Consider the following 25356-nt stretch of genomic DNA (forward strand, 5'->3'; position numbering starts at 1 on the left):
TATTCTAGTTGATGAGTACTTCTTTTTTTGTTGCACTTGGATTGTAAATTCAGCTGATAAATAATCACGGATTAGCTCTTTTTGGTGCAATCAAGTAGCACGGCATTGTCGCTACCAACCACTTTGGCTTTGTCGCCATCGATGGTGAGTGTCATGCCTTTGTTTTCACCTTGAATGCCATCATTGGTGGTGTAGTTGTTTTTGTTGTTTGGATCTTGGTTGAGATCATAGACGATGCTGTCATCAGTTAGGTGTGCTTCGATTTCACCTTCGTGGTCATGGACGACGATATGCACAGTCTTGTCGCCACATTGATATGCATCACCTTCGGCGTGCATATGGTCGTGTCCTGCGTGGTCGCTATGATCATGACCTTCGTGATCATGCCCCTTGTGGTCATCACCTTCGTGGTTGTGTTCTGCATGGTCAGCTTGTGCTGTTTCACCTTCTTTGGCTGGTGCTTGAACGGTGTCGGTTGTCTTGGTGTCAGTGCTTGTGCTTTGGGCGGTTTCAGTCTTGGTTTCGGTGGCTGGTTGTTCGCTTGGTTGTGAACAGGCGCTTAGTCCAAGTGTGGCAATGATACTTGCGATGAGTAGTTTTTGTTTCATGATACAGCTCCTTGATGGGGATAACTGAAATAGTATAACCCAAAATCGAAATGATTTTCAATTAAAAAATCAGCCAATACATAAGCATTGGCTGATTGAGTTTGTGATTATTAGACATTAAATCTAAAGTGCATCACATCGCCATCTTGGACGATATAAGTTTTGCCTTCCAAACGAGATTTACCAGCGGCAGCAGCGCCTTTTTCGCCACCATGCTCGATAAAGTCATCATAAGCAATTACTTCAGCACGGATAAAGCCACGCTCAAAGTCGGTATGAATCACGCCAGCCGCTTCAGGGGCAGTTGCGCCAACTTTCACCGTCCAAGCACGCACTTCTTTGACGCCGGCGGTAAAGTAGGTTTGTAGGTTTAATAACTCATAACCTGCACGAATTACACGATCAAGTCCTGCTTCTTCCATGCCAAGACTCTCAAGGAACTCCGCTTTGTCCGCTTCATCAAGTAGGGCGATTTCAGCTTCGATTTGGTTGCATAGTGGCACGACGATGGCATCTTCACTGGCGGCAAATTCACGCACTTGGTCTAGATATGGGTTATTTTCAAAGCCGTCTTCTGACACATTGGCGATGTACATCACAGGTTTTAGGGTGATTAGACCATAGCTTTTGATGAGTTTTTTCTCATCGTCATCCAGACCTGCTAGGCGGGCAGGCTTACCATCTGCCAAGAATGGCTCGATTTTTTGGAATACAGCTAGGGCAGCTTGTGCGTCTTTATCACCGCCTTTGGCTTTTTTGTTTAGGTTAGTGATGGCACGAGTGACGGCGTCTAGGTCAGCTAGGGCAAGCTCGGTGTTGATGGTCTCGATGTCTGATAGGGGATTGACACGGCCATCGACGTGGATAACATTATCATCATCAAAACAGCGCACCACATGAGCGATGGCGTCGGTCTCACGGATATTGGCAAGGAATTGGTTACCCATGCCTTCGCCCTTTGATGCGCCTGCGACCAAGCCTGCGATGTCCACAAACTCCATACTGGTCGGGATGGTGCGTTCAGGATTGACGATTTTTGCCAATGCCTTTAGGCGTGGGTCAGGCACAGGGACGATGCCTGTGTTTGGGTCTTTGGTACAAAATGGGAAGTTTTCCGCTGCGATACCTGCTTTGGTCAGTGCGTTAAAAAGGGTTGATTTGCCGACATTTGGCAGGCCGACGATGCCACAGTTAAAGCCCATGATACTCTCTTTGTGATGGTTAATAAGTTAAAAAGGTCAAAAATATAATCTATCTATTATACCAAATCCGACCGATAAATGCTTGCTAATATTTTGTTTGCTTATACCAAATCACGCCATAAATCATCATCAAAATCACGCAGATTGTCGTCGTCGCCACAAAATAATGCGTATCTGAAAATTGGCTAATCATAAAAGCGCCGAACATCGGGCCTAAAGCATTGCCAAGCTCGCTAAATGCCGCCGCCCCAAAATAACTGCCACGCAAACCGGGTTTTGCAAAGCTATCAATATGCACGCTGATGGTGGGGATGACGATGACTTCGGCAAGGCTAAACACAAAAAACGCCACCGCCCATGCCAATATCGACTGCTGATCCATCAGTAGGAATAAGACTTGTGCAGACAATAAGCACACAAGCCCAATCTGCGTGCGAGCACTGATGTGCAATCGTCTGAATAATTTTAATAATGGAAATTGTAGCACAACGACCGTCACGCAGTTCACCACGGTCAATAGTACAATCAGCTGTGCTGCATCTTCGCCTATCAATGCAGTGATCAGCTGTGGCACGGTAGCGCTCGCCTGTGAATAGACAATCAGAATCAAAAAGATGGCGATAAGCAAGGTCAAAAACAGCAAATCTTGGCGGATGACATTGAGCGTGCTTTTAAAGCTTGGCAAGGCTTCTGTGCGCACATGGCGCGTGCTAGTAATCAGCCGATAAATCCAAATACAAAAGCAAAAATAAGCAATGCCTGTGAGCGTAAATAAGCTATCGGCATGGCGAAGTCCCACCCACAGCCCAAGCAGCGGCCCGATAGCACCGGCAACATTGATCAAAAAATAGCGGATATACAGTGCGGTTTCACGATCTGATGGCTTGGCAAGCTGATTGCACATGATGGTCTTGCCGACGACTTCGACGAGTGGACGCACAAGCCCAAGTAGTGCCATGATGGCAAAATACTGCCAAAAACTACTGGCAAAAGGCAATAGCACATAGCACACCATGCCAACGAGACAGCCTGTCATCAATAAGGGCTTTTCGCCAAATTTATCCGCCAAATAGCCAACATAGACCGCCGATAATGCCGCAACACCTGCCGAAAATCCCAAAATAATCCCCACGCCCATCGCAGACACGCTGGGGTTATTATTGAGCACGATAATCAAAAATGGCCACGACATAAAGTAGCTGATACGCACCACAAAACTGCCTGAGAGCATCGCCCAAACAGTTTGGTTAAAATTGGCGACAGCAGGGTGGTGGGTGAGTGACTTGGGTAAATGCATGGCAGGAAGTGGGCAAAAAACACCCATTATAGCGTGAAATGCATCAGATAGCCATGAAAAAGGCACAAAACAAAAGCCCTCGAATCATCGAGAGCTTTTGATATTTGGCTGGTTATCAATTAGTGGTCAGATGCACCAGAGATACCGATACCCGTCATAGAGCGAACGAACTGTTGGTCAAATGCTTTTTTCTCAGCTGCAGCACGAGCTGATTTGTCAGTCACTGAGAAGAACCATGCGCAGATGAATGACAATGCCATTGAGAAGATTGCAGGGTTGCTCATGTTGATGATAGGCTCAGTGCCTAGACCTAGTGTATCTACCCAAACTGCTTTGGTTAGACCGATTAGGATAACTGCACTGATTAGACCAGCAAAGCCACCAATTACCGCACCACGAGTAGTCAAGCCTTTCCAGAACATAGATAGTACTAGTACTGGGAAGTTAGCAGAAGCAGCAACAGCGAATGCTAGACCAACCATGAATGCCACGTTTTGTTTCTCGAACAAGATACCCAATACCATCGCTAGGATTGCCAAGCCAAGAGTGGCGATTTTTGACATTTTTAGCTCAGATTCTGGAGTGGTTTTGCCTTTGCGATAGACATTGGCATATAGGTCATGCGAGATGGCTGATGCGCCAGATAGTGTTAGACCAGCAACAACCGCCAAGATGGTTGCAAATGCCACAGCTGAGATAAAGCCTAAGAACAAGTCACCACCGACAGCATGACTTAGGTGAATCGCTGCCATGTTGTTACCGCCAAGCAGTTCAAGCTTGCCACTGACTGCCATTTTCGCTGCATCGATATAAGCTGGGTTTTGTGAAACAAGTAGAATCGCACCAAAACCGATGATGAAGGTCAATAGGTAGAAGTAGCCAATAAAACCTGTAGCAACAACCACTGATTTACGAGCTTCTTTAGCGTCAGATACAGTGAAGAAACGCATCAAGATGTGTGGCAGACCTGCAGTACCGAACATCAATGCCAGACCTAATGAGATAGCATCGATTGGGGTCTTAACAAGGCTGGTTGGGCCCATGATTTTGGCAGCTTCTTCAGGTGCTTTGTTGTGTACTTGTGAAAAGACATCAATTGATTTTGAGAACATCTCAGAGAAGCTAAAGCCGACATGGTTCATCACCATAAATGCCATGAAAGATGCGCCTGATAGTAGCATAACCGCTTTGATGATTTGTACCCAAGTGGTCGCAAGCATACCACCGAAGATAACATATGCCATCATCAATAGACCAACGATGATTACAGCGATGTTATAATCCAAACCAAATAGTAGCTTGATAAGCTGACCTGCACCCACCATCTGAGCGATGAGATAGAATGCCACAACTACTAACGAGCTGTAGGCAGCCATCGTACGCACTGGTTTTTCGTCTAGGCGGAATGAGACTACGTCAGATAGGTTGTATTTACCTAGGTTACGCAGACGCTCAGCAATCAAGAATAGAACGATTGGCCAACCCACCATAAAGCCTAGTGAGTACAAAAGACCGTCATAACCTGATGCAAAGACCATCGCCGAGATGCCTAGGAATGATGCCGCTGACATATAGTCACCAGCAATCGCTAGGCCGTTTTGGAAACCAGAGATACCACCACCTGCGGTATAGAAATCTTTGGCAGAGGTGGTTTGCTTGGCAGCCCATTTGGTGATGAATAGAGTAAAGCCAACAAAGATACCGAACATGATGATGGCGGTCCAGTTGGTGGCTTGTTTTTCTGCTTCACCTTCTAGTGCTGCAGCGAATGCTGGGCTGGTCATAAGCGTGGTCAATGCTACTGCAGACCATGCTTTGATGTGAGAAAATTTCATTAGGCATCTCCTTTGCTGTGGGTGATTGCTTCAACCTCATCCATGGCTTCTTGATTGAGTTTGTCAAATGAGTTGTTAGCGACAAAAGAATAGACGCCACATAGTACAAATGACATGACAATCACGCCAATCCCCAAAGGAATACCCCAAGTAATGACGCCGCCTGAGATAGAAGTGCGCAGAAATTCAGGGTTGTATGCCACTAATAATGTAAAGCCAATGTAAATAAATAACATTAACGCCGTTAAGCTCCAGCTTAAATTGCGTTTTTTGGCTACCAGTGTTTTAAATTTTGGGTTTTCAAGAATTCTCTTGACTTGAACCTCATCCATAACCTTTCTCCATGAAATCCATTGGCAATTAATTTGCCATAGGTTATAACTAAAAAAAGAGATAATCATTATCGCTTATTATTAAACATATCGGTACTGCCTACACTTAAGAAGTAAATTACATCAAATAAATCAATATCTTATCATGGATAGGGCAGGGTGATGAACGACTGAACCGCTAGGCACTCATCGATATTAATCATCAAGCAAATACAACAAGTATGTTAATAACGCAGCAATACTAGCATAATCTAGTGAACATTGCTACACTTATTTTGTCTAGACAAAACATAAATTTGTACAAAATTATTTCATGCAAAGATGACATATAGAGTTTTTATTTCTAAGAATAATTGTATAATATAACATTTTGACTGTTAATAAATGATTAATGGTGAAGCATCAGAGAAATATTTTTTGGTAAAAGGCTGTAAATTGCCCAAAAAATTGGTATAATCATCACAACTTATTTTTCCCTTAACTATTAGCAATCAAGGATATTCCCATGGCTATCGAACGTACTTTATCTATCATCAAGCCAGACGCAGTTGGCAAAAACCACATCGGCGACATCGTTGCTCGTTTTGAAAAAGCTGGTCTTAAGCCTGTTGCAATGAAATACAAGCACCTAACTCAAAAAGAAGCAGAAGGCTTCTATGCTGAGCACAAAGAGCGTGGTTTCTTTGGTGACCTAGTGGCATTCATGACTTCAGGCCCAGTCGTGGTATCTGTGCTAGAAGGCGAAAACGCAGTACTTGCACACCGTGACATCCTAGGTGCGACCAACCCACAAGAAGCAGCTGCTGGTACTATCCGTGCAGATTTTGCGGTAAGCATCGACGAGAACGCGGCACACGGTTCTGACTCTGTAGCTTCTGCTGAGCGTGAAATCGCTTACTTCTTTGGCGCAGACGAGATTTTCCCACGCACTCGCTAATTTGGTCGATTGACCAATTCAAAAAGCAACTGCCAATCGGTGGTTGCTTTTTTGTGTATTTATTATGACTTTGCTGCAAAACTTTAGTATAATATTCTGATTTTTAATCCAATACTTGATGAGTCCATCTGTGAACAAAATTCCTGTCATTCATACGCCTGATACCACAAGCGCTACGACCAATAAAATCAATCTTTTGGGTATGTCAAAAGATGAGCTTGCGGCTTTTTTTGTGTCGATTGGCGAAAAGCCGTTTCGAGCAACGCAGGTGATGAAGTGGATTTATCAATTTGGCGTGACCGATTTTTTTGAGATGACTAATATCTCAAAAAAACTGCAACAATGCCTACATGACACCGCCTGCGTGACACCGCCGACGGTGAAATACAAGGAATTTAGTCAAGACGGTACGCGTAAATGGGTCTTTGAAGTGGCAGGTGGGTCGCTGGTTGAGACGGTGCTGATTCCTGCCGATGACAATAAGCAGTTTGGGCGTAAGACTTTGTGTATCTCAAGTCAAGTTGGCTGCGCGTTGGATTGCTCATTTTGTAGTACAGGTAAGCAAGGGTTTGAGCGAGATTTGACACCGAGTGAGATTATCGGACAGCTGTGGGTCGCCAATCAGTCCTATATGGAAGATGTCGCCCCGACCGAGCGTGAGAACCGTGTCACCAATGTGGTGATGATGGGTATGGGCGAGCCGCTGCTCAACTATGAGCCTGTGGTGGCGTCGATGTCACTGATGCTTGATGACCATGCCTTTGGCTTATCCAAACGCCGTGTGACGCTCTCGACATCAGGTGTCGTGCCAAAGATGTACGATTTAGCCAAAGACATCGATGTGGCTCTAGCTATCAGTCTGCACGCACCCAATGATGAGCTGCGTAATGAGCTTGTGCCAATTAACAAAAAATATCCGCTATCAGAGCTCATCGCCGCTGCCAAAGCCTATGTCTATGACGAAAATCCCCGTCATAAGAAACATGTGACCATCGAATATGTGATGCTATCAGGGGTTAATGACAGCGATGAGCACGCAAGACAGCTGGTGGCACTGCTTAAGGACTTGCCAAGTAAGATTAACTTAATTCCGTTTAATCCATTTCCACACGCACCATATGACCGCTCAAGTAACAACCGCATTCATGCCTTTAGCAATATTCTAAATAATGCAGGCTTTGTGTGTACCATTCGTCAGACTCGTGGCGATGATATTGATGCAGCGTGTGGGCAGTTGGTCGGACAAGTGGCGGACCGTACACGCCGAGCCAAAAAATGGCAAGAAAGTATCGAAAAACGCCAACAAACCCAATGAGATTCAGATGAGTCAGATGGATATCACCAAATTGCCAAAGCCATCAAAGATTGTTAGAATGACCAATGGCAACCACTTTCTGTGACATCATCTATATCATCCAACTAAACAATAAAAAGTGTGGTAACTATGTCAGCACATAATCCAATCAAACGCCGCCCAACCAAAAAAATCTATGTGGGCAATGTCGCCATCGGTGGTGATGCACCCATCAGCGTGCAGAGTATGACCAATACCGACACCTGCGATGTGGCGGCGACGGTCGCACAGATTCAGCGCTGTGTCGATGCAGGGGCTGATTTGATGCGCGTGTCCACGCCGACGATGGAGAGTGTGGCAGCCTTTGCTGAAATCAAAAAACAAGTCAGCGTGCCACTCATTGCTGATATTCATTTTGATTATAAGATTGCTTTGGCGGTGGCGGATGCTGGCGCAGACTGCTTACGCATCAACCCGGGTAATATTGGCAATGATGCCAAAGTGCGTGAAGTGGTGGCGGCGGCTCGCCATCATAATGTGCCGATTCGCATCGGGGTGAATGCAGGCTCACTCGAAAAAGACTTGCAAAAAAAATACGGCGAGCCAACGGGTGAAGCCATGCTTGAGTCGGCACTGCGTCATATTGATATTTTGGAAAAATTGGATTTTCAAAATTATAAAATCTCGGTCAAAGCGTCCAATGTCTTTTTGACGCTAGACGCTTATCGTTTGATTTCGGCGCAGATTGATAATCCGCTACATTTGGGCGTGACCGAAGCAGGTGTGTATCGTACTGGCACGGTCAAATCGGCGATTGCACTTGGCGGACTGCTGCTTGATGGCATTGGCGATACCATGCGTATCTCGCTTGCTGCCGAGCCCGAAGAAGAAATTAAGATTGGCTTTGATATCCTAAAATCGCTTGGCATTCGCTCAAATGGCGTGAATTTTATCGCTTGTCCAAGCTGTAGCCGCCAAGAGTTCGATGTCATCCGAGTGATGAATGAGCTTGAAGCACGCCTAGAAGATGTGCGTGAACCGATTGATTTGTCGGTGATTGGCTGTAAAGTCAATGGGCCGGGTGAAGCCAAAGAAGCGACCATCGGTGTCGTCGGTGCAAGCCCAAATAGCCTAGTGTACCGTAATGGTCAAAAAAGCCATTTGATTGACACAACCAAGCTTGTTGATGAGATTGAAACGATGGTGCGTGCGCAAGTCAAAGAAATCCAAGAAGCTCGCGCCAATGAGATTTTGCGTGTGCAAGGCTGATTGATAGTTAAAATAATGATATTTAAAATAATTAAGGAAACCTGATGAGTAAAATTACCGCCATCAAAGGCTTTAATGATGTGCTACCAAGCGACAGCCCAAATTGGCGTCGCCTAGAAGCCAAATTAATCAGTGTGTTAGACAGCTACGGCTTTAGCCAAATCCGCTTGCCGATTGTCGAAGAAACGCAGCTATTTGCCCGTGGTGTGGGCGAAGCGACCGACATTGTCGAAAAAGAAATGTACAGCTTTTTTGATAAAAGCGAACCGCCAACCCCATTGACATTACGCCCCGAAGGGACAGCGGGCGCAGTGCGTGCGGTCGTTGAGCATAATCTGACTCGTGGCGATACGCCAAAGCTGTGGTACATCGGCCCAATGTTCCGCTACGAACGTCCACAAAAAGGACGCTATCGTCAGTTTCATCAGCTGGGTGTGGAGTGCTTTGGCAGTGAGCTGCCTGATGCTGATGCTGAGTTGATTGCGATGACGCATCGTATGTGGCAGGTGCTAGGCATCGACCATGAAGTGACTTTGCAACTAAATACCTTGGGCGAAGCTGATGAGCGTATGGCGTATAAGGCGGCATTGGTTGAGTACCTGACAGCGCACAAAGACAGTCTGGATGAAGATTCACAGCGTCGCCTAAGCACCAATCCTTTGCGTATCCTAGATTCAAAAGATGATAAAACCCAAGCAATTTTGCAAAATGCACCAAAGCTCGGTGAATTTTTGGGTGAAGCGACCAAGTCGCATTTTGCACAGGTGCAGGCATATCTGACGGCACTTGGTATTGGCTTTGAGATTAATGAGAAACTGGTGCGTGGTTTGGATTATTATAACAAGACTGTCTTTGAATGGGTGACGGATAAGCTTGGCTCACAAGCAACTGTCTGTGGCGGTGGTCGTTATGATGGTTTGATTGGCGTGATTAAGGGTAAGCCTGAGCAGTCTGAGCCTGCGGTGGGCTTTGCGATGGGGCTTGAGCGACTGCTATTACTCATCGAAGCGGTGAATCCGTTTGCACCACAAAGCGACTGCGATGTCTTTGTCATTGCCCATCCTGATTACTTTATCCACGGTGTGCAGTATGCCAATGCACTACGAGCAGCACAGCCTGCCTTGCGTGTCAAAATGGCAAGCGCCACAAGCCTAAAAGCGCAGATGAAAAAAGCAGACAAATCCGGTGCGACGCATACCGTCATCATCGCCGAAGATGAAGTGGGCACAGGTGAAATCACCGTCAAGACGATGGCAACGGGCGAGCAGCAACGATTGCCCATGACCTATTATTTTGCATAATTGGCGACAGCGATAATGCGATATGCTATAATGGCTTGAAATTCACTTTAGAGTATAACAATGACAGACAGTTCGAACGACAACAAACAATTTGCGGATAAATCATCGCTGATGGCGCTTAAGATGCATGGCGAAAAAATCGTCTATGCGGTGATTGCGGTATTGATCATCTTTTTTGGTTGGCAATATTACCAAAAGCATTATGCCAAAGTTGATACCGTCGCAGCTGATATGTACACAGACATTGCAGCTCGTGATGAACAGCTGGTTCAAACCGCCATCAATCCATCGCTGGACGACGCTGCCAAAAAACAGCTTGCCGATGACGAAGCTAAGCTATTTGCTGATATTGATGCATTGGTAGCGACGCATGGCGACACCGCTTATGCGTGGCAGGCATTGATGATTAAGGCACGCCATCAGACGGATAATGACGATTTGGCAGGCGCAGTAACGACGCTCAATCAAGCAACCACAATCAAGCTTGATGATGAAGGCTTATTGACCATGACCAAGCTACGCTACGCTCGTGCGATGCTTGCTAATAATGATGTGGACGGTGCGCTTGCGGTGGCAAATGAAACCATGCCAAAAGCCTTTGAAGCATCACGCCAAGAGCTGCTCGGTGATATTTATCTTGCCAAAAATGATACCGAAAACGCCAAAAAAGCTTATCAAACAGCTTGGGATGCGCTGCGTGAACGCCAAGAAAACCGTGCCGTGCTTAGCCTAAAACTACAGTCACTTGGCGTAACGGTTGAGCCAATTGAAACACCTGCAATCGTGGCAACACCGGCTGCGACAGCAAAAGCAGATGAGCAAACGGCTGAAAAAACTGCTGAACAACCAGCAACCGAACAAGCGGCGACTGCTGAAACACAAACTACACAAACGGGCAATTAGTGCTTAGTAACATCGCTTTATAATAAGATGTATTTTATTGTATGCATTTTATGTGATTAACAAGGATATGATATGTATCAAGGTTTTGTAAAAACAGCTTTAGTTGCCACGATGGCAGTAGTGATGGTTGGTTGTGGTGGCAAAATTATCGAAAAAGACCCACGCAAGCCTGCTAAGCTTGTTAAATTAGAAGCGCCAGTTGTAGTCCTTAGTCCAGTGTCGAGCACCAAGCTTGAGCAAGGCACTTCAACCTTTAAGCGCAATAAAGCCAAAGCCAAAGATGTGGTGGATTTGCAAGTTGCGCCAACTGCTGAAGGTTTCATCGCTGCAAGTCGTGGCGGTGTGGTATCAGCCATCAGTCATGGTCAGACCGCTTGGAGTGCTAATGTCAATGATGCCATTACTAGTGGTGTCGCAGTTTCCAATGATACCGTTGTCGTTGGCACACGCCAAGGCAAAATCATCGCCCTAGATGTGGCGAGCGGTCAAACACGCTGGACGGCACAATTACCATCAGCAAGCCTAGCCCCTGCGCTGATTAGCGGTGGCAAGGTGGTCGTATCAACCAACAGCAGCGTCATCTATGGACTAAACCTTGCCACAGGTGCGATTGATTGGCAGTACACCACCCAAGCGCCGACTGTCAGCATTCGTGGTATGGCAAAGCCGATTTTGGTCGATGCCAAGACTGCGCTGGTTGGTGCGTCTGATGGCCGTATCCATGCCATTGATATTGCCACAGGTTCACCTGCTTGGGTACGCCGTGTCGGTCTAGCGACAGGCTCAGGCGATATCGCCAAACTGCGTGATGTCGATGGTGCGCCAATCGTCGCAGGTAATCATCTGTATGCCGCAGCCTATAGCGGACAAGTAGTAGGCTATGATATGGCTACAGGTCGCACGATGTTTGTCAGTGAGCTTGCCAGCACCAACACCTTGACCGTGCTTGGCTCGGCATTGATTGGTACGAATGTCGATGGTGAAATCGTGGCGTTCAATCGCCTAAGCGGTGAAGAACTTTGGAAAAACAGTGAGCTGAAATTCCGTGGTCTAACCAATCCTGTGGCAATCGGTCAGCACATCGCAGTCGGCGATAAAGATGGCGTGGTGCATATTTTGGATAATACGGGCAAAATCATCAGCCGTGTCGATGCCAAAAATGAACTGACAAGCCTACAAGCGGTTGGCAATCGCCTATATGCCCAAAGCGCCAATGGCGTTGTGAGCGTTTGGCAGTTTTAATTTTATCAACAGCAATTAACTATCCTTTGTCGTCAAAAGACGGCAAAGGTTTTGCTATTTTAACCAATTATCAGTTTTATTATTAGACTTAATAAAGAGTAAATTATGAGCATCAAACCTGTCGTTGCCTTGATTGGTCGCCCCAATGTTGGCAAATCCACCTTATTCAATCAGCTAACCAAAAGCCGTCAAGCCTTGGTGGCGGATTTGGCAGGCTTGACCCGTGACCGTCAATACGGCGATGCACATTATGAGAATAAATCTTTCATCGTCGTCGATACGGGCGGTATCGGCGAGATGGACGATGGCTCGGGTAATATCGATGACTACATGGCGACGCAGTCTTATACTGCTATCCATGAAGCCGATATCGTGGTGTTCGTCGTTGATGCTCGTGTGGGGATGATTGGTGCGGATAGCGAAATCGCTCGCTTTTTGCATAGTCTTGGCAAGCCGGTATTTTTGGTAGCGAACAAGATGGATGGCGTGCATGAAGCGTCATCGGCAGAGTTTTTTGCACTTGGCTTTGGCGAGCCATTCCCGATGGCAGCAAGTCATGGCAAAGGGGTCAATAACCTACTTGAAGCCTTGACAGCAGATATGCCAGAAGATGAAGAAGTCGATGAGCTGGATGATAAGGCGCTCAAGCTTGCCATCATCGGTCGCCCCAATGTCGGCAAATCCACGCTGGTCAATCGCCTACTTGGCGAAGAGCGTGTCGTGGTTTTTGATATGCCAGGAACGACTCGGGATAGTATCTATATTCCGTTTGAGCGTGAAGGGCGAAATTATGTGCTCATCGATACCGCAGGCGTGCGCCGTCGTGGTCGTATCGATGAAAAAGTCGAAAAATTCTCGGTGGTCAAAACTCTACAAGCTATCAAGGATGCCAATGTGGTTGTTGTAGTCATCGATGCCAAAGAAGGCATTGTCGATCAAGACTTGCATATGCTTGGCTATGCGCTCGATGCCGGTCGTGCGATTGTTGTTGCGATCAATAAATGGGATGGTCTAACCCAAGAGCAAAAAGACATTGTCAAGATCGAGATTGATCGTCGATTTAACTTTGTGCCGTGGGTGAAGATTCATCTGATTTCAGCGCTGTATGGTAATGGTGTGGGTAATCTGTATCCATCGATTCATAAGGCATACGATGCGTCGATGTTTAAGGTATCGACCAATCAGCTAACCCGTATCCTAGAAGATGCTGTCGCCAACCATCCACCGCCGATGGTCTCGGGTCGTCGTATCAAGCTTCGTTATGCGCATCTTGGCGGGCATAATCCACCGGTGATTGTCATTCATGGTAACCAAACCCAAGCACTGCCAAAGAGCTATCAGCGTTATCTTGAGAATGTCTATCGTAATGTGTTTAAGCTTGAAGGTACGCCACTTCATGTGGAATTTAAGCAAAATGCCAACCCATACGAAGGCAAGAAAAATCCTGTGGTCAAAAACAAAGCGAAGCTCATGCGTGAGAAAAAACGCATTCAAAAGTTTAAGCGTGCTGAGAAAAAACGCTGATGATCAGGCATAAAAATAACGACAGCTTACTTATAAGTTGTCGTTATTTTTTTTATTAAGCAGATTGTGTATTGTTAAGATTATTTTACTGATGAAACGATGCTTTTGGTGACATTAATATTCAAAGCAGCGGGAATTTTTGATTCTTCGATCATAGGCGCTGTGTATGAATTACTGTTCTTTTCACCAAAATTCCATTCGACTGTGCCATACCACGAGCTTTTGGCATGGACATCATCATAAGTTTCTGATGCAGGGATTGCGCCTAGAAATTGCGCTTTCAAACCTTGATTAACAGCCTTGGCAACAATATTAGCCAACCATGCATTCATCTCAGCACCTTCATCAGTTGGCTGATGTGAATTTGTTTTTTTCATGATTTTGGTTGAAGTACCTTTTTTAGAATCAAAGTCTTCAGCAACGCCAAGTACCATCACCATGGCTGCACCACCATCATTTAGTTCTTTGATTTGATTAAAGATGGTTTCTTCAAGTTGTGTACGCTTAGCATCACCGCCATAAAATGCGTACGAAAAATTCGATAGCCCAGTTGATAAGAATACTGATGCACCTTGTAATGCGCCACTGCGCTTGGCGGCTGGGATATATTCATTAAGAATCACTGGCGGTGTTTTGCTGTGCTTGGCAAAGCGATGAGTCACGCCATTTGGCATGGTTTTTGAGGCTTTTGGAAAGCCTTCAGCAATGCTATCACCGACAGAAACACGGTTTTGGGCATGGGCGGTAGAAGAAAAAGCCACCATAGCGGCAGTGATAGCGGCAACTGCACCAAGTGTATAATGCTTGAAATTAAGCAGTCTGGACATAACAAACCTTTTAAATGATTATGAAATAGATGTCGCATTATAGCTGTTTTTGTATTAATTTAAAAAGCCTACAAAGCCATATTTACAAAAACCCAACAGCGGTGTATGGTGACAAAATATTCGTTACAATAACTTTTCTACCGAGATGTAGCTGGATGTAGTAGCGTCGCCATCCACCCAATAAGCATTATTCACAAAGCCATCTCGATACAGCTGTGTAATCGGCATATAACTGCGTCGATGCTCGGGCAAGATCCCGTGTGTCATGATGGCAGCCTTGTGCACGGCAGTCAGATAGCCTTTGTGACTGTCGATGCGATATTCTGGATACTTTGCACCATAAGCAATCATCTGTCGATCTCGATGTACTTTGGCAAGGATACTGGCGCAGGCGATGGTGGTGTGCGTGGCATCGCCCTTGATCATCGTCTGCCGATGGCAAAACCGTGCCCAATCATCATCAAATAACGGAAATTCATTACCATCCACCAAAAGAGTAGTGTCATTAGACAGTCCATGCTTGGCAATCAGGCTAGTCATCGCAAGGCGCATCCCAAGCATCGTTGCCTTTGAGATATTAATCGTGTCAATCACAGCTCGTGGTACATCGACGATGGCATAATCCAGAGCTAGTGCCTTAATCGGCTCAAACAAGCTTTCACGGCGTTTTTCGGTGAGTTTTTTGCTGTCGTTGAGTAATTTAAGCGGTGTATCGCTCAAATCAATCTCACCAAACAGACCCGTCAGCTCATCGGGCAAAATCACCGCACACACGGTCATATTAGCAAATAACGCCCCACGACCTACTTCATCAACACCGATAACAAGCTGTGCGCCTGTGATGGGCTTGGCATCAGCTTTGGTGGTGATGGTGCAAAGCTGCTCAAGAGGGTAAGTCATCATAAGGCCGCCTTATTTTTATAAAACCCATCAAGCACCGCCTGTGCAGGATTGGCATGGCTATCAGCTCGCAGTGTCTTGGCTGTTTGCTGTAGCTTGGTGGTTTGTTTGGTTGTATCTGCCAAAATCATCTGCGCCTGCTGACTCACTGCCATCGCTGTGGCATCGGCTTGGATGAGTTCAGGCACGATAGCTTGACCGATTTGCTGATGCGATAGGATATTTGGCAGGCTAACATAGGGGATTTTGACCAGTCGTTTGGCGATGGCATAGGTCATGGCGCTCACTTTATACACCACCACCATCGGACGCTCAAGCAGTAGACACTCAAGCGTTGCTGTGCCTGATGCAAGTAGCACGACATCACTGATATTCATACAAGCTTGGCTCAGTCCCAGATTTGATGTGTATAAAAATTGACCATCATTATGCACAATATGAATACTATCTGCCAATTCACCAGCGTGTGTTTGGCAATAGGCTTGCACCAATTCGGCGTGTGCTTGACTAACCACAGGTAGGATAAACTGACAATCCGCCTGCTGATTTGCCAATAATTTGGCACTGTCAATCAGTAGTGGCAAGATGGCATTAATCTCTGATGTGCGAGAGCCGGCCATCAGACAAATCACTTGTTTGGCGTTGTTAAGCTTTGCCAAATCAGGAAACTTTGGCAATGCATTAATCAGCTCGGCACGCTTATCAGCCTGTGCTCGGGTGTCGGCAGATAGCTTGGCAAGTAGTGGATGACCGACGCAGACGGCGGGGTGCTTGTGCTTGGCATAGACACCAAGCTCAAAGGGGAATAGACACAGCACCAAATCAGTCGCTGCCTTGATGCCGCGAATGCGATTTTCACGCCATGCCCACACCGATGGGCTGACATATTGTACGCAATACACATCTTTTGGCTTAAGCACTTTGCCCAGTCGCAGATTAAAATCAGGCGCATCAATCCCAACAAACACATCAATCTTGGTATCATCAAATGCTGTCAAAATCTCTTTTTTTGCACGAAGTAAATCTGGTAGATGCTTGATGACTTCTACCAAGCCCATCACTGATAGGCGAGACATCTGTATCACCGAGTCAAGTCCTTGTGCCATCATCTGTGCGCCACCGACACCCACCCAGCGGATGTGCGGATGGATGGCGTTCATTTTTTGCATAAAATCCGCACCAAGTGCATCGCCTGAGACTTCGCCTGCGACGATACCGATGGTGAGTGGCTTGACGGGAAGAGTGGTGCTTGTCATAAAAAGACCTTTAAAAAGACTGGCTGTTATTGTAGCAGATTGCCCATTTTATGCAATTTTTATCCCAAATTATCCACGCAACATTGCCAAAATTTATATATTAATAAAACATATAAAAACATAAGAAATAATATTGAACACTTATAATTATTAAAACATAAGAAAAAATGATAAATAAAGCGAGTTTTATAAAAATAAACCGTTTTTCATTTGCATGGAAATTTTGCATACTATGTAACAACAAACAAGATACACAAAGTTACCAAGAAGCAATAGGAGAAAGTTATGAAGCTAATCAGTGCAATCATCAAGCCTTTCAAGCTCGATGAAGTCCGTGAAGGCTTATCTGAGATTGGTGTGCAAGGCATCACTGCCACCGAAGTCAAGGGTTTTGGTCGTCAGCAAGGTCATACCGAGATGTATCGTGGCGCTGAATATGTGGTGGATTTTTTGCCAAAAGTGAAGATTGAAATCGCCACCACCGATGAGATGGTTGATCAAGTCATCGAAGTAATTATGCAATCAACGAATACTGGTCGCATCGGCGATGGTAAGATTTTTGTGACACCACTTGAGCGAGTCATTCGCATTCGCACCGGTGAGATGGATGAAGCAGCTTTATAAACTCAGACAAATCAAATGCAAAAGGGGTAGCAAATGAAAGCGTTAAGAAAGTGGCAATCAGCCTTATTGGGACTTGGGCTTTTGGGGATGTCGAATGTGGCATTTGCCGAAGATGTGCTAGATACCGGTGATACAGCGTGGGTGCTGGTCTCGACAGCGTTGGTGCTGATGATGACTTTGCCGGGGCTTGCGCTGTTTTATGCAGGGATGGTGCGTAAGAAAAACATTCTATCAACCATGATGCATAGCTATGGGGCGACGGCGGTGGTGTCGGTGCTGTGGGTGGTACTTGGATATTCGCTGGCGTTTTCTGAAGGTAGCATGAATGCCTTTGTCGGTGGTTTTGCCAATACCATGCTGGCAGGCGTTGGGCTCGATGATGTCAGCGGTACGATTCCTGTGATTTTGTTCGTGATTTTCCAATTGACCTTTGCGGTGATTACGGTGGCGATTTTGGCAGGGTCATTGGCTGAGCGTATCAAATTCGGTGCTTTTATGTGGTTCTCGGCAGCTTGGGTGTTGCTTGTATATGCGCCGATTTGCCATTGGGTATGGGGTGGTGGCTGGTTGACTGGCGATGCGCTTGACTTTGCAGGTGGTACTGTGGTGCATATCAATGCTGGTGTGGCAGGTCTTGTGCTAGCGGCACTGCTTGGCAAGCGTAAAGACTATGGCAAAGGCAATCTTGCACCGGCAAACTTGTCATTGACTTTGATTGGTGCGGGTCTTGTGTGGGTTGGCTGGTTTGGCTTTAATGGCGGCTCGGCACTGGGTGCTAATGGCAGTGCAGCGATGGCGCTCGTCGTCTCACAAGTGGCAGCGGCAATCGGTGCAATCGCTTGGATGGTGTGCGAATACTTCGCTCGTGGCAAGGCGTCAGCGTTGGGCGGTGCATCAGGTGCGATTGCAGGCTTGGTAGGTATCACCCCTGCGGCAGGTTTTGTGGATGTTTCAGGTGCGCTGGCTATCGGTGTCTTGACTGCGGTAGCGTGTTTCTTGATGATTCAATATGGTAAGCGTCGCTTGGGCATTGATGATAGCCTAGATGCGTTCGGTCTGCATGGTGTGGGTGGTATCGTTGGTGCGGTATTGACTGGGGTGTTCGTCAGCACTGAGATTTATCCTGATGCAGCAAATGTCAGCATGGCATCTCAGCTATGGCTACAAATCGAAGGCGTACTAGCTACCATCGCATATAGTGCTGTGATGACTGCCATCATCGGACTTGCAATCAAATATACCATCGGTCTGCGTGTCGATGCCGAAGATGAATATCAAGGTCTTGACCTAGCTATCCATGGCGAAAAAATTGCGGATTAATCGCAATTAACCCAAACCAACACCATTTAGGCAGATGCTTAAATGGTGTTTGTATTGATGGATAGTCTTAAATATGATAACAAGATGTATTGTTAATCAAAGTGTGCTATCATATTGCTTGATTGTAACTTATCAACTGATTAACGTTCAAATGACTGCATTGGGGAGCTAAATTGAGCATTTGCTTGATGATGGCTCTTTTTAATTTTAAGGTTGGCTTATGTCAAGTTCACATTCTTCAAGTTTCTTTGAAAAATTATTTCACTTATCAGCCAATGGCACGACCGTCAAAACCGAAGCCATTGCTGGCTTGACCACATTTTTGACCATGTGCTACATCATGATCATCAACCCAATCATCCTATCAGAGACAGGGATGGATCATGGGGCGATTTTTGTGGCGACCTGTTTGGCGGCGGCGATTGGCTGTCTGGTCATGGGGCTATTGGCAAATTATCCGATTGCTTTAGCACCAGGTATGGGGCTCAATGCTTATTTTGCATCCGTGTGTCTTGGGGCGATGGCAGTGCCGTGGCAGACGGCACTCGCAGCGGTGTTTGTCTCGGGCGTGGTGTTTTTTATTATCAGTGTATTAAGCATCCGTGAGCAGATTGTCAATGCGATTCCGATGTCATTAAAGCTTGCCATCGGTGGCGGTATCGGGCTATTTTTGGCGTTTATCGCCTTTCAAAAATCAGGCATCGTCGTCGCCAATCAGTTCACTTTGGTACAGCTTGGCGATATGAAATCCCCGCAGGTGCTGTATGCCTTTTTGGGCTTTTTGATGATGATTGTGCTGCATCATTTTCGTGTGACAGGGGCGATTATCATCAGTATTTTGGTGGTGACTGCGTTATCAACCTTGACAGGGCATAATGAATTTCAAGGCATCGTAGGTGAAGTGCCATCACTTGCGCCGACCTTTATGCAGATGGATTTTGATGGACTGTTTACCGCAAGTCTGATTGGCGTGATTTTTGTGTTTTTCTTGGTGGATTTGTTCGACTCGACAGGGACTTTGGTGGGCGTGTCATATCGTGCAGGGCTGCTTGTTGATGGTAAATTACCACGACTCAAGCGTGCCTTATTTGCCGACTCGGCGGCGATTGTCGCAGGTGCAGCACTTGGCACATCATCAACCACGCCATACATCGAATCAGCATCAGGTGTGGCGGCAGGTGGTCGCACAGGCTTGACCACTGTGGTGGTGGCACTGCTGTTCTTGGGCTGTCTATTCTTAGCACCATTGGCACAGTCGATTCCGGGCTTTGCAGTTGCACCTGCGCTGCTGTTCATCGCTATTTTGATGATTCAAGGGATTCTTGATATTGACTGGACGGATATCACCGAAGCCGCGCCGGCATTTTTGACCATTGTATTTATGCCGTTGACTTATTCGATTGCTGATGGCATTGCGATGGGCTTTATCAGTTATGCATTGATTAAACTATTGACAGGCAAGGCAAAGAGCGTACCGTATATGGTGTGGATTATCGCCGCATTGTGGGTATTTAAATTTGCCATGTTTGGTGGCTAAACTTAGCCATTATCCATAGCAAATCACCCCAAAAGTTCAGTGCTTTTGGGGTGATTTTTTTACTTATTTATCCAGTTTCTTTTTCTTCAGCAGTACAAGCACTGCACCGTTGCCACCGTCATTGGCGGGTGCGGAGACGAATGCCATGACATCGCTGATTTGGCGTAGCCAGCCATTGACGCAGGTTTTGATGATGGCGTCTTTGCCTTTGCCATGCACGATTTTGACCACAGTTTCGCCATTTGATAGGGCATTGGCGATGATGGTTTGTACCGCATTGCGGGCGTCTTCGATGCTTGAGCCGTGCAAATCCACCGCATCATACCAGCGCAGTTTGCCTTGTTTTAATTGCTCAAAAATCTTGTTCTGCAAGGTTGGATTTTTGTACGACAAATACGCTTCGCCTGCCACAGGGTTAAGCAGGGCTTGCATATCGGATAAATTAGCACCAAGTAGCTCTTCGCCACCTTCGGCAGCAGCACGGCGACGCAGGGCATTCTCATCAGCTTTGGCAGGGCGGTGACTGACGACGGCATCAGTTTTGAGTGGGGCGACACCGCTCATCGCCTGCATAAACAGCACTTTGTCTTCGTCGATGGCATCGTGGTTAAAGCGTTTGACTTCGCCAGCGACTTGTTTGGCGTTCATAAGATGAACAGGGTCGGTAGGCTTGCCTGTATCGCTCTCGGGCTTGGTTGATGGTTTGGCGAGATTTTTAAGATTATCACGAAATTCTTTGGATAATAAATCTTTAAAACTAGGATTGCTCATGGGGTGCTCGTTGTTTAAGTTGATAAATTGGTAATGTGAATTGGTTAATCAAAATTGGGTGAATCAAGCGATTGTTCGGCTATTATAACGCCATAACGCAAAAACCGCCACGAATGACGGTTTTGCTTTATCACAAATACTTCTAAAAGTAGTGCAAAGTTGCCCAATCAGCGATTTGGCAGATGTTCTTTAACTTCTTTAGCAAAGCTACGCAATGTCTCAACAGTCGCTTCCCAATCTAGGCAGCCGTCAGTGACTGATTTGCCGTATTCTAGCTGTGATAGGTCGGCAGGGATGTTTTGGCGACCACCTTTTAGATGGCTTTCAATCATCAGACCCATGATGGATTTGTTGCCTTTGGCGATTTGACCTGCAACATTGCTGATGACCATCGGCTGTAGGTATGGGTCTTTGCCACTGTTGGCGTGGCTGGCGTCAATCATGATTTTGCCATTGGTTTTGCCTTTGGCAAGTTCATTTTCGGCAGCGGCGACAGCGGTTTCGTCATAGTTTGGTTTATCATTACCACCACGCAACACCACATGGGCGTATTTATTGCCTTTTGATTTGATGATAGCGACTTGACCATCGCTTGATAAGCCTAAGAAACTATGACCTGATTGCACCGCTTGCATGGCATTGACAGCGACGGTCATACTGCCATCTGTACCGTTTTTAAAGCCAACTGGGCAAGATAGACCTGAGCTCATCTCACGGTGCGTTTGGCTCTCGGTGGTGCGTGCGCCGATGGCTGACCAGCTGATTAGGTCTTGCATATATTGTGGGGTGTTCGGGTCAAGCGCTTCGGTGGCACAAGGCAGACCTTTTTCGTTCAGCTCAAGCAGTAGCTTGCGAGCGATATGCAAACCTTTTTCGATATCAAAGCTGTCGTTCATATCAGGGTCATTGATAAGACCTTTCCAGCCTGTGGTGGTGCGTGGTTTTTCGAAATATACACGCATTACGATGAACAGCTCATCTTTTAGCTCATCTGCAAGCACCTTTAATTTATCGGCATATTCATGAGCGGCTACGGTGTCATGGATAGAGCAAGGACCGACGACGACCAAGATGCGCTTATCGATGCCATCTAGGATGTTTTGCACGACTTTACGACCGTTTAATACGGTTTGATAGGCGGTGTCAGATAGCGGTAATTCGGCTTTTAGGCTGCTTGGGGTAATCAGTGGAATGATTTTTTCGATGTTCACGTCGTCGATTTCTGTGTTTTGGGTGCTTGTTTGGCTCATAACTTGGCTTTCCGTCAATATTGGCTAAGATACCACAATTTATTCAAAGACAACATTATGCCTGTACTTGACTTGTATTACAAGTGTTAGCTGGCTAAATTGTGTATGAAAATATAACAATTAGTTATGAAAAATTGTTCTAAGCAAACCAACTGGCTAATTTTTAAACAAATTTAGCGAATTTCACAAAAACATCGTGCAAGATTTTTGAGTAACACGGCGTGATATGGTATGATACGGTAAATTTTTGTTAGATTTTTGGCGTGCCTATATGACAGCTTCTATTCCCACTTATGCCGACATTCAAGCCATCGTCGCTGACGACTTTGCGATTATGGATAAGCAGGTTTTTGGTAGTCTTAATTCAAAAGTGCAACTGGTGATGAGTGTCTCCAAGCACGTCATCGACGCAGGCGGTAAGCGTATGCGCCCCTTGATTACACTACTGACCGCGCGAATGCTTGCCGATGTCCAAAGTGAGCAGGCGATGCAACTGGCGGCGATTACCGAGATGCTGCATACCGCCACGCTTGTGCATGATGATGTCATCGATGCGTCGGGTTTGCGTCGTGGTCGCCCGACAGCGAACGCCACTTGGGATAATGCCACAGCGGTGCTTGTTGGGGATTATCTGATTGCTCGCTCGTTTAATTTATTAGTAGGTTTTAATAATCTGCCACTACTTAAGCTATTTAGTGATGGCACTTGTGATATTGCCGAAGGTGAAGTGCTACAGCTACAGCATCAGCACAATCCTGAGACGGTCGAAGATGATTATCTACAAATCATCGATGGCAAGACATCACGCCTATTTATGATGGCAACAAAGGGCGCTGCGATTTTACAAGGTCGTGATGAGCATCTGGATGCGCTTGGGGCGTTTGCTTATCATTTTGGTAATGCCTTTCAGATGATTGATGATGTGCTGGATTTTAGCGGTGATGCGGCGGTGATGGGTAAGAATTTGGGCGATGATTTGGCGGAAGGTAAGCCAACTTTACCAATCATCAAAACATTAGAAATCCTAAAAAATAACAACAGCATTGATTATGACAAACTGCGTATCGCCGTGCAGACGGGCAAAGTGGACGATGCAGGCGAGCTGATTGCATTGGTACAAAGTTCGGGTGCGCTCGATTATTGCAAAGCACGAGCACTCGAAGAAACCAAGCTTGCCCAAGATGCGCTATCAAGCCTGCCAAATAACCGCTATCGTGATGGACTGTATCAGCTGACCCAATTGGCAAGCAGTCGTTTGGTATAAGCTATCTTATAAATCAATTAAAATTGAGTAAAGATATGAAAAAAATTCTGCTAACGACTGTGGCGATAAGTGTACTACTAACCGCCTGTGCTACCAAAACCGAAACGCCAAAGGCGAGCGAGCCGATGGTAGGTCTTGCTAACCCTGCAACGGTATTTTGTCTCAATCAAGGCGGTAAATCGGAGCGTCGCACCGATAGCAACGGCGGTGAATATGCACTGTGCCATCTGCCAAATGGTCAAGTCGTCGAAGAGTGGGAATATTTCCGCAAGCACGCTAAGTAAGATGATTGCTTATTTATCCGTCCTAATGGGCGGATTTTTTTTGCTTGATGGATGGGTTCTGCATTTTTTCAAAGGAAAAAGTGTGGTATTGATACATTTTTTCGTACGAAAAAGTGTGATTGTGTGACATTTTTTCAAAGGAAAAAGTGTATATTTGCTGATTTTTACCCAAAAAACAGCTACAATAAACACAAGATATTTTAAGCGCAAGATACTTTGTGAGACAAATCATGAAACGCCACATACTAAAAAAACTCGAACTTTGGAAAACTCATCCAAAACGTAAGCCATTAATTATCCAAGGTGCAAGGCAGGTAGGTAAAACTTGGGCGATGAAAGAGTTTGGGCGACAGCATTTTGACAAGGTGGCTTATATCAATTTTGATCACAACCCTAGAATGCAGGCATTGTTTGAGCAAGATTTTAATATTGATCGCTTGATTTTGGGTTTGCAAATTGAGTCGGGCGTCGATATTGATCCGATTGATACTTTGCTGATTTTTGATGAAATTCAAGCAGTGCCAAAAGCCATCAGTTCTTTAAAATATTTTTATGAAAATGCGCCTGATTATGCGATTATTGCCGCAGGGTCATTGCTTGGCGTATCCATTCATCATCAGGCATCATTTCCTGTGGGTAAGGTGGATTTTTTGGCTTTGTACCCGATGGATTTTGAAGAGTTTTTGCAGGCGATGAATCAGGAGCGGTTGTTATCATTGATTCAGCATAGGGACTGGTCAATGATGCAGATTATGAAATCTCAATTGATTGATTTATTAAGACTGTATTATGCAGTGGGTGGTATACCCGAAGCTGTGCAGACCTTTATTGATACCCAGAATTTGGATGCCGTCAGAAGTGTGCAGCGGGCATTGTTGATGGCTTATGAGCAGGATTTTTCTAAGCACATCAGCGATACGCAGACACTACAGCGGGTGCGTGCGATGTGGCAGAGCATTCCAATCCAATTAGCAAAAGAAAATAAGAAATTCATCTATTCTGAACTGAAAAAAGGTGCAAGAAGTAAAGATTATGAAATTGCACTACAATGGTTGATTGATAGTGGATTGGTGCATAAAGTTGATCGAATCAAAAAACCACATTTACCAATTTCAGCTTATGCTGATGGTGCATTTAAGCTGTTTATGCTGGATGTGGGACTGCTTGGCGCTATGAGCGAGCTTGATTTTACGGTGCTACTTGAAGCCAATCGATTATTTTCGGAGTTTAAGGGGGCTTTGACCGAGCAATATGTGCTACAGCAATTGATGGTGGTGCAGCCTTACCGGGTGCATTATTGGGCAAAAGAAAAAGGCACGGCGGAAGTGGATTTTGTGGTGCAATATGCCCAATCCGTTGTACCAATTGAAGTAAAAGCTGAAGAAAATCTAAAATCAAAAAGCCTAAAGGTGTATGTGGATGACTATCAACCAGCATGGGCATTGCGGTTTTCGATGGCGGATTTTCGTGAGCAAGAGTGGATGATGAATGTGCCTTTGTATGCCATCGGTGCATTTGGTCAATTGTTTGATAGGCAGTGATGAGTGCGATGATTGGCAAATTTTCCCCATTTCCCTAA

Annotated in this window: 22 protein-coding genes and 1 pseudogene; 13 read left to right on the top strand and 10 right to left on the bottom strand. The window is 45.8% G+C overall.

Annotated elements, in window-relative coordinates; translation table 11 throughout:
• Positions 1 to 71 precede the first annotated feature (71 nt).
• From Q0N89_RS03570 to Q0N89_RS03590, 5 genes are all read right to left on the bottom strand, one after another.
• Positions 72 to 608, bottom strand: a complete 537-nt coding sequence (locus Q0N89_RS03570) for a hypothetical protein (protein ID WP_294033449.1) — start codon at positions 606 to 608, stop codon at positions 72 to 74.
• 110 nt (positions 609 to 718) lie between these two features.
• Positions 719 to 1810: a redox-regulated ATPase YchF gene (gene ychF / locus Q0N89_RS03575; RefSeq protein WP_078254267.1), complete on the bottom strand. Its 1092-nt coding sequence runs from the start codon at positions 1808 to 1810 to the stop codon at positions 719 to 721.
• Positions 1811 to 1895: 85 nt separating this feature from the next.
• The gene (locus Q0N89_RS03580; protein WP_294033451.1) at positions 1896 to 3107 is read right to left on the bottom strand and encodes an MFS transporter; all 1212 of its coding nucleotides are present in this window, start codon (positions 3105 to 3107) and stop codon (positions 1896 to 1898) included.
• A gap of 119 nt (positions 3108 to 3226) precedes the next feature.
• The gene (locus tag Q0N89_RS03585; RefSeq protein WP_294033453.1) at positions 3227 to 4942 is read right to left on the bottom strand and encodes a cation acetate symporter; all 1716 of its coding nucleotides are present in this window, start codon (positions 4940 to 4942) and stop codon (positions 3227 to 3229) included.
• Entirely contained in the window at positions 4942 to 5274 is a 333-nt protein-coding gene (locus Q0N89_RS03590) for a DUF485 domain-containing protein (RefSeq protein WP_294033455.1), read from the bottom strand. The genes Q0N89_RS03585 and Q0N89_RS03590 overlap by 1 nt, the downstream gene beginning before the upstream one ends.
• 505 nt (positions 5275 to 5779) lie before the next feature.
• Here Q0N89_RS03590 and ndk point away from each other — a divergent pair.
• From ndk to der, 7 genes are all read left to right on the top strand, one after another.
• A complete protein-coding gene (gene ndk, locus Q0N89_RS03595; protein WP_294033457.1) occupies positions 5780 to 6211 on the top strand; it encodes a nucleoside-diphosphate kinase in 432 nt (143 codons plus the stop codon).
• Between the two features lie 130 nt (positions 6212 to 6341).
• The gene (rlmN, locus tag Q0N89_RS03600; protein ID WP_294033459.1) at positions 6342 to 7526 is read left to right on the top strand and encodes a 23S rRNA (adenine(2503)-C(2))-methyltransferase RlmN; all 1185 of its coding nucleotides are present in this window, start codon (positions 6342 to 6344) and stop codon (positions 7524 to 7526) included.
• A 129-nt stretch (positions 7527 to 7655) separates the two neighbouring features.
• A complete protein-coding gene (gene ispG / locus Q0N89_RS03605) occupies positions 7656 to 8774 on the top strand; it encodes a flavodoxin-dependent (E)-4-hydroxy-3-methylbut-2-enyl-diphosphate synthase (RefSeq protein WP_294033461.1) in 1119 nt (372 codons plus the stop codon).
• Between the two features lie 44 nt (positions 8775 to 8818).
• Entirely contained in the window at positions 8819 to 10075 is a 1257-nt protein-coding gene (gene hisS / locus Q0N89_RS03610; protein ID WP_294033463.1) for a histidine--tRNA ligase, read from the top strand.
• A 60-nt stretch (positions 10076 to 10135) separates the two neighbouring features.
• Positions 10136 to 10978 (top strand): tetratricopeptide repeat protein, encoded by an 843-nt coding sequence (locus Q0N89_RS03615; protein WP_294033465.1) that lies wholly within the window; start codon positions 10136 to 10138, stop codon positions 10976 to 10978.
• Between the two features lie 72 nt (positions 10979 to 11050).
• The gene (bamB, locus tag Q0N89_RS03620) at positions 11051 to 12220 is read left to right on the top strand and encodes an outer membrane protein assembly factor BamB (RefSeq protein WP_294033467.1); all 1170 of its coding nucleotides are present in this window, start codon (positions 11051 to 11053) and stop codon (positions 12218 to 12220) included.
• 105 nt (positions 12221 to 12325) lie between these two features.
• Positions 12326 to 13744 (top strand): ribosome biogenesis GTPase Der, encoded by a 1419-nt coding sequence (gene der, locus Q0N89_RS03625; RefSeq protein ID WP_294033469.1) that lies wholly within the window; start codon positions 12326 to 12328, stop codon positions 13742 to 13744.
• 80 nt (positions 13745 to 13824) lie between these two features.
• On the opposite strand, the gene Q0N89_RS03630 is transcribed toward der, so the two are convergent.
• The 3 genes from Q0N89_RS03630 to lpxB form a co-directional block, all read right to left on the bottom strand.
• Positions 13825 to 14571, bottom strand: a complete 747-nt coding sequence (locus Q0N89_RS03630; protein WP_294033471.1) for a hypothetical protein — start codon at positions 14569 to 14571, stop codon at positions 13825 to 13827.
• Between the two features lie 123 nt (positions 14572 to 14694).
• On the bottom strand, positions 14695 to 15474 hold the full coding sequence (locus Q0N89_RS03635) for a ribonuclease HII (RefSeq protein WP_294033473.1): 780 nt from the start codon (positions 15472 to 15474) through the stop codon (positions 14695 to 14697).
• The gene (lpxB, locus tag Q0N89_RS03640) at positions 15471 to 16727 is read right to left on the bottom strand and encodes a lipid-A-disaccharide synthase (RefSeq protein WP_294033475.1); all 1257 of its coding nucleotides are present in this window, start codon (positions 16725 to 16727) and stop codon (positions 15471 to 15473) included. The genes Q0N89_RS03635 and lpxB overlap by 4 nt, the downstream gene beginning before the upstream one ends.
• Positions 16728 to 17012: 285 nt before the next feature.
• Here lpxB and glnK point away from each other — a divergent pair, with 285 nt between their 5' ends.
• From glnK to Q0N89_RS03655, 3 genes and pseudogenes are all read left to right on the top strand, one after another.
• On the top strand, positions 17013 to 17351 hold the full coding sequence (gene glnK, locus Q0N89_RS03645; RefSeq protein ID WP_078254254.1) for a P-II family nitrogen regulator: 339 nt from the start codon (positions 17013 to 17015) through the stop codon (positions 17349 to 17351).
• Positions 17352 to 17468: 117 nt separating this feature from the next.
• Positions 17469 to 18671 (top strand): annotated as a pseudogene (locus tag Q0N89_RS03650) (ammonium transporter); the annotation flags it as partial.
• A gap of 220 nt (positions 18672 to 18891) precedes the next feature.
• On the top strand, positions 18892 to 20208 hold the full coding sequence (locus Q0N89_RS03655; RefSeq protein WP_294033478.1) for an NCS2 family permease: 1317 nt from the start codon (positions 18892 to 18894) through the stop codon (positions 20206 to 20208).
• Positions 20209 to 20271: 63 nt separating this feature from the next.
• Here Q0N89_RS03655 and Q0N89_RS03660 read toward each other — a convergent pair whose 3' ends face one another.
• Positions 20272 to 20979: a Smr/MutS family protein gene (locus tag Q0N89_RS03660; RefSeq protein WP_294033480.1), complete on the bottom strand. Its 708-nt coding sequence runs from the start codon at positions 20977 to 20979 to the stop codon at positions 20272 to 20274.
• 167 nt (positions 20980 to 21146) lie between these two features.
• Positions 21147 to 22229, bottom strand: a complete 1083-nt coding sequence (locus Q0N89_RS03665; protein ID WP_078254250.1) for a 3-deoxy-7-phosphoheptulonate synthase — start codon at positions 22227 to 22229, stop codon at positions 21147 to 21149.
• A gap of 271 nt (positions 22230 to 22500) precedes the next feature.
• On the opposite strand from Q0N89_RS03665, the gene Q0N89_RS03670 reads away from it, so the two are divergent.
• The 3 genes from Q0N89_RS03670 (at position 22501) to Q0N89_RS03680 (ending at position 25318) form a co-directional block, all read left to right on the top strand.
• A complete protein-coding gene (locus Q0N89_RS03670; protein ID WP_294033483.1) occupies positions 22501 to 23493 on the top strand; it encodes a polyprenyl synthetase family protein in 993 nt (330 codons plus the stop codon).
• A gap of 35 nt (positions 23494 to 23528) precedes the next feature.
• Positions 23529 to 23777 (top strand): DUF333 domain-containing protein, encoded by a 249-nt coding sequence (locus Q0N89_RS03675; RefSeq protein WP_294033484.1) that lies wholly within the window; start codon positions 23529 to 23531, stop codon positions 23775 to 23777.
• Between the two features lie 230 nt (positions 23778 to 24007).
• Positions 24008 to 25318, top strand: a complete 1311-nt coding sequence (locus Q0N89_RS03680) for an ATP-binding protein (protein ID WP_294033485.1) — start codon at positions 24008 to 24010, stop codon at positions 25316 to 25318.
• Positions 25319 to 25356 lie beyond the last annotated feature (38 nt).

It is taken from the genome of uncultured Moraxella sp., from assembly GCF_945873075.1.
Lineage (GTDB): Bacteria > Pseudomonadota > Gammaproteobacteria > Pseudomonadales > Moraxellaceae > Moraxella.

What these genes read in the sequence shown, in the direction of transcription:
- Q0N89_RS03570 (WP_294033449.1), bottom strand. Translation starts at nt 608, where the DNA reads ATGAAACAAAAACTACTCATCGCAAGTATCATTGCCACACTTGGACTA.
- ychF (WP_078254267.1), bottom strand. Translation starts at nt 1,810, where the DNA reads ATGGGCTTTAACTGTGGCATCGTCGGCCTGCCAAATGTCGGCAAATCA.
- Q0N89_RS03580 (WP_294033451.1), bottom strand. Translation starts at nt 3,107, where the DNA reads ATGCATTTACCCAAGTCACTCACCCACCACCCTGCTGTCGCCAATTTT.
- Q0N89_RS03585 (WP_294033453.1), bottom strand. Translation starts at nt 4,942, where the DNA reads ATGAAATTTTCTCACATCAAAGCATGGTCTGCAGTAGCATTGACCACG.
- Q0N89_RS03590 (WP_294033455.1), bottom strand. Translation starts at nt 5,274, where the DNA reads ATGGATGAGGTTCAAGTCAAGAGAATTCTTGAAAACCCAAAATTTAAA.
- ndk (WP_294033457.1), top strand. Translation starts at nt 5,780, where the DNA reads ATGGCTATCGAACGTACTTTATCTATCATCAAGCCAGACGCAGTTGGC.
- ispG (WP_294033461.1), top strand. Translation starts at nt 7,656, where the DNA reads ATGTCAGCACATAATCCAATCAAACGCCGCCCAACCAAAAAAATCTAT.
- hisS (WP_294033463.1), top strand. Translation starts at nt 8,819, where the DNA reads ATGAGTAAAATTACCGCCATCAAAGGCTTTAATGATGTGCTACCAAGC.
- Q0N89_RS03615 (WP_294033465.1), top strand. Translation starts at nt 10,136, where the DNA reads ATGACAGACAGTTCGAACGACAACAAACAATTTGCGGATAAATCATCG.
- bamB (WP_294033467.1), top strand. Translation starts at nt 11,051, where the DNA reads ATGTATCAAGGTTTTGTAAAAACAGCTTTAGTTGCCACGATGGCAGTA.
- der (WP_294033469.1), top strand. Translation starts at nt 12,326, where the DNA reads ATGAGCATCAAACCTGTCGTTGCCTTGATTGGTCGCCCCAATGTTGGC.
- Q0N89_RS03630 (WP_294033471.1), bottom strand. Translation starts at nt 14,571, where the DNA reads ATGTCCAGACTGCTTAATTTCAAGCATTATACACTTGGTGCAGTTGCC.
- Q0N89_RS03635 (WP_294033473.1), bottom strand. Translation starts at nt 15,474, where the DNA reads ATGATGACTTACCCTCTTGAGCAGCTTTGCACCATCACCACCAAAGCT.
- lpxB (WP_294033475.1), bottom strand. Translation starts at nt 16,727, where the DNA reads ATGACAAGCACCACTCTTCCCGTCAAGCCACTCACCATCGGTATCGTC.
- glnK (WP_078254254.1), top strand. Translation starts at nt 17,013, where the DNA reads ATGAAGCTAATCAGTGCAATCATCAAGCCTTTCAAGCTCGATGAAGTC.
- Q0N89_RS03655 (WP_294033478.1), top strand. Translation starts at nt 18,892, where the DNA reads ATGTCAAGTTCACATTCTTCAAGTTTCTTTGAAAAATTATTTCACTTA.
- Q0N89_RS03660 (WP_294033480.1), bottom strand. Translation starts at nt 20,979, where the DNA reads ATGAGCAATCCTAGTTTTAAAGATTTATTATCCAAAGAATTTCGTGAT.
- Q0N89_RS03665 (WP_078254250.1), bottom strand. Translation starts at nt 22,229, where the DNA reads ATGAGCCAAACAAGCACCCAAAACACAGAAATCGACGACGTGAACATC.
- Q0N89_RS03670 (WP_294033483.1), top strand. Translation starts at nt 22,501, where the DNA reads ATGACAGCTTCTATTCCCACTTATGCCGACATTCAAGCCATCGTCGCT.
- Q0N89_RS03675 (WP_294033484.1), top strand. Translation starts at nt 23,529, where the DNA reads ATGAAAAAAATTCTGCTAACGACTGTGGCGATAAGTGTACTACTAACC.
- Q0N89_RS03680 (WP_294033485.1), top strand. Translation starts at nt 24,008, where the DNA reads ATGAAACGCCACATACTAAAAAAACTCGAACTTTGGAAAACTCATCCA.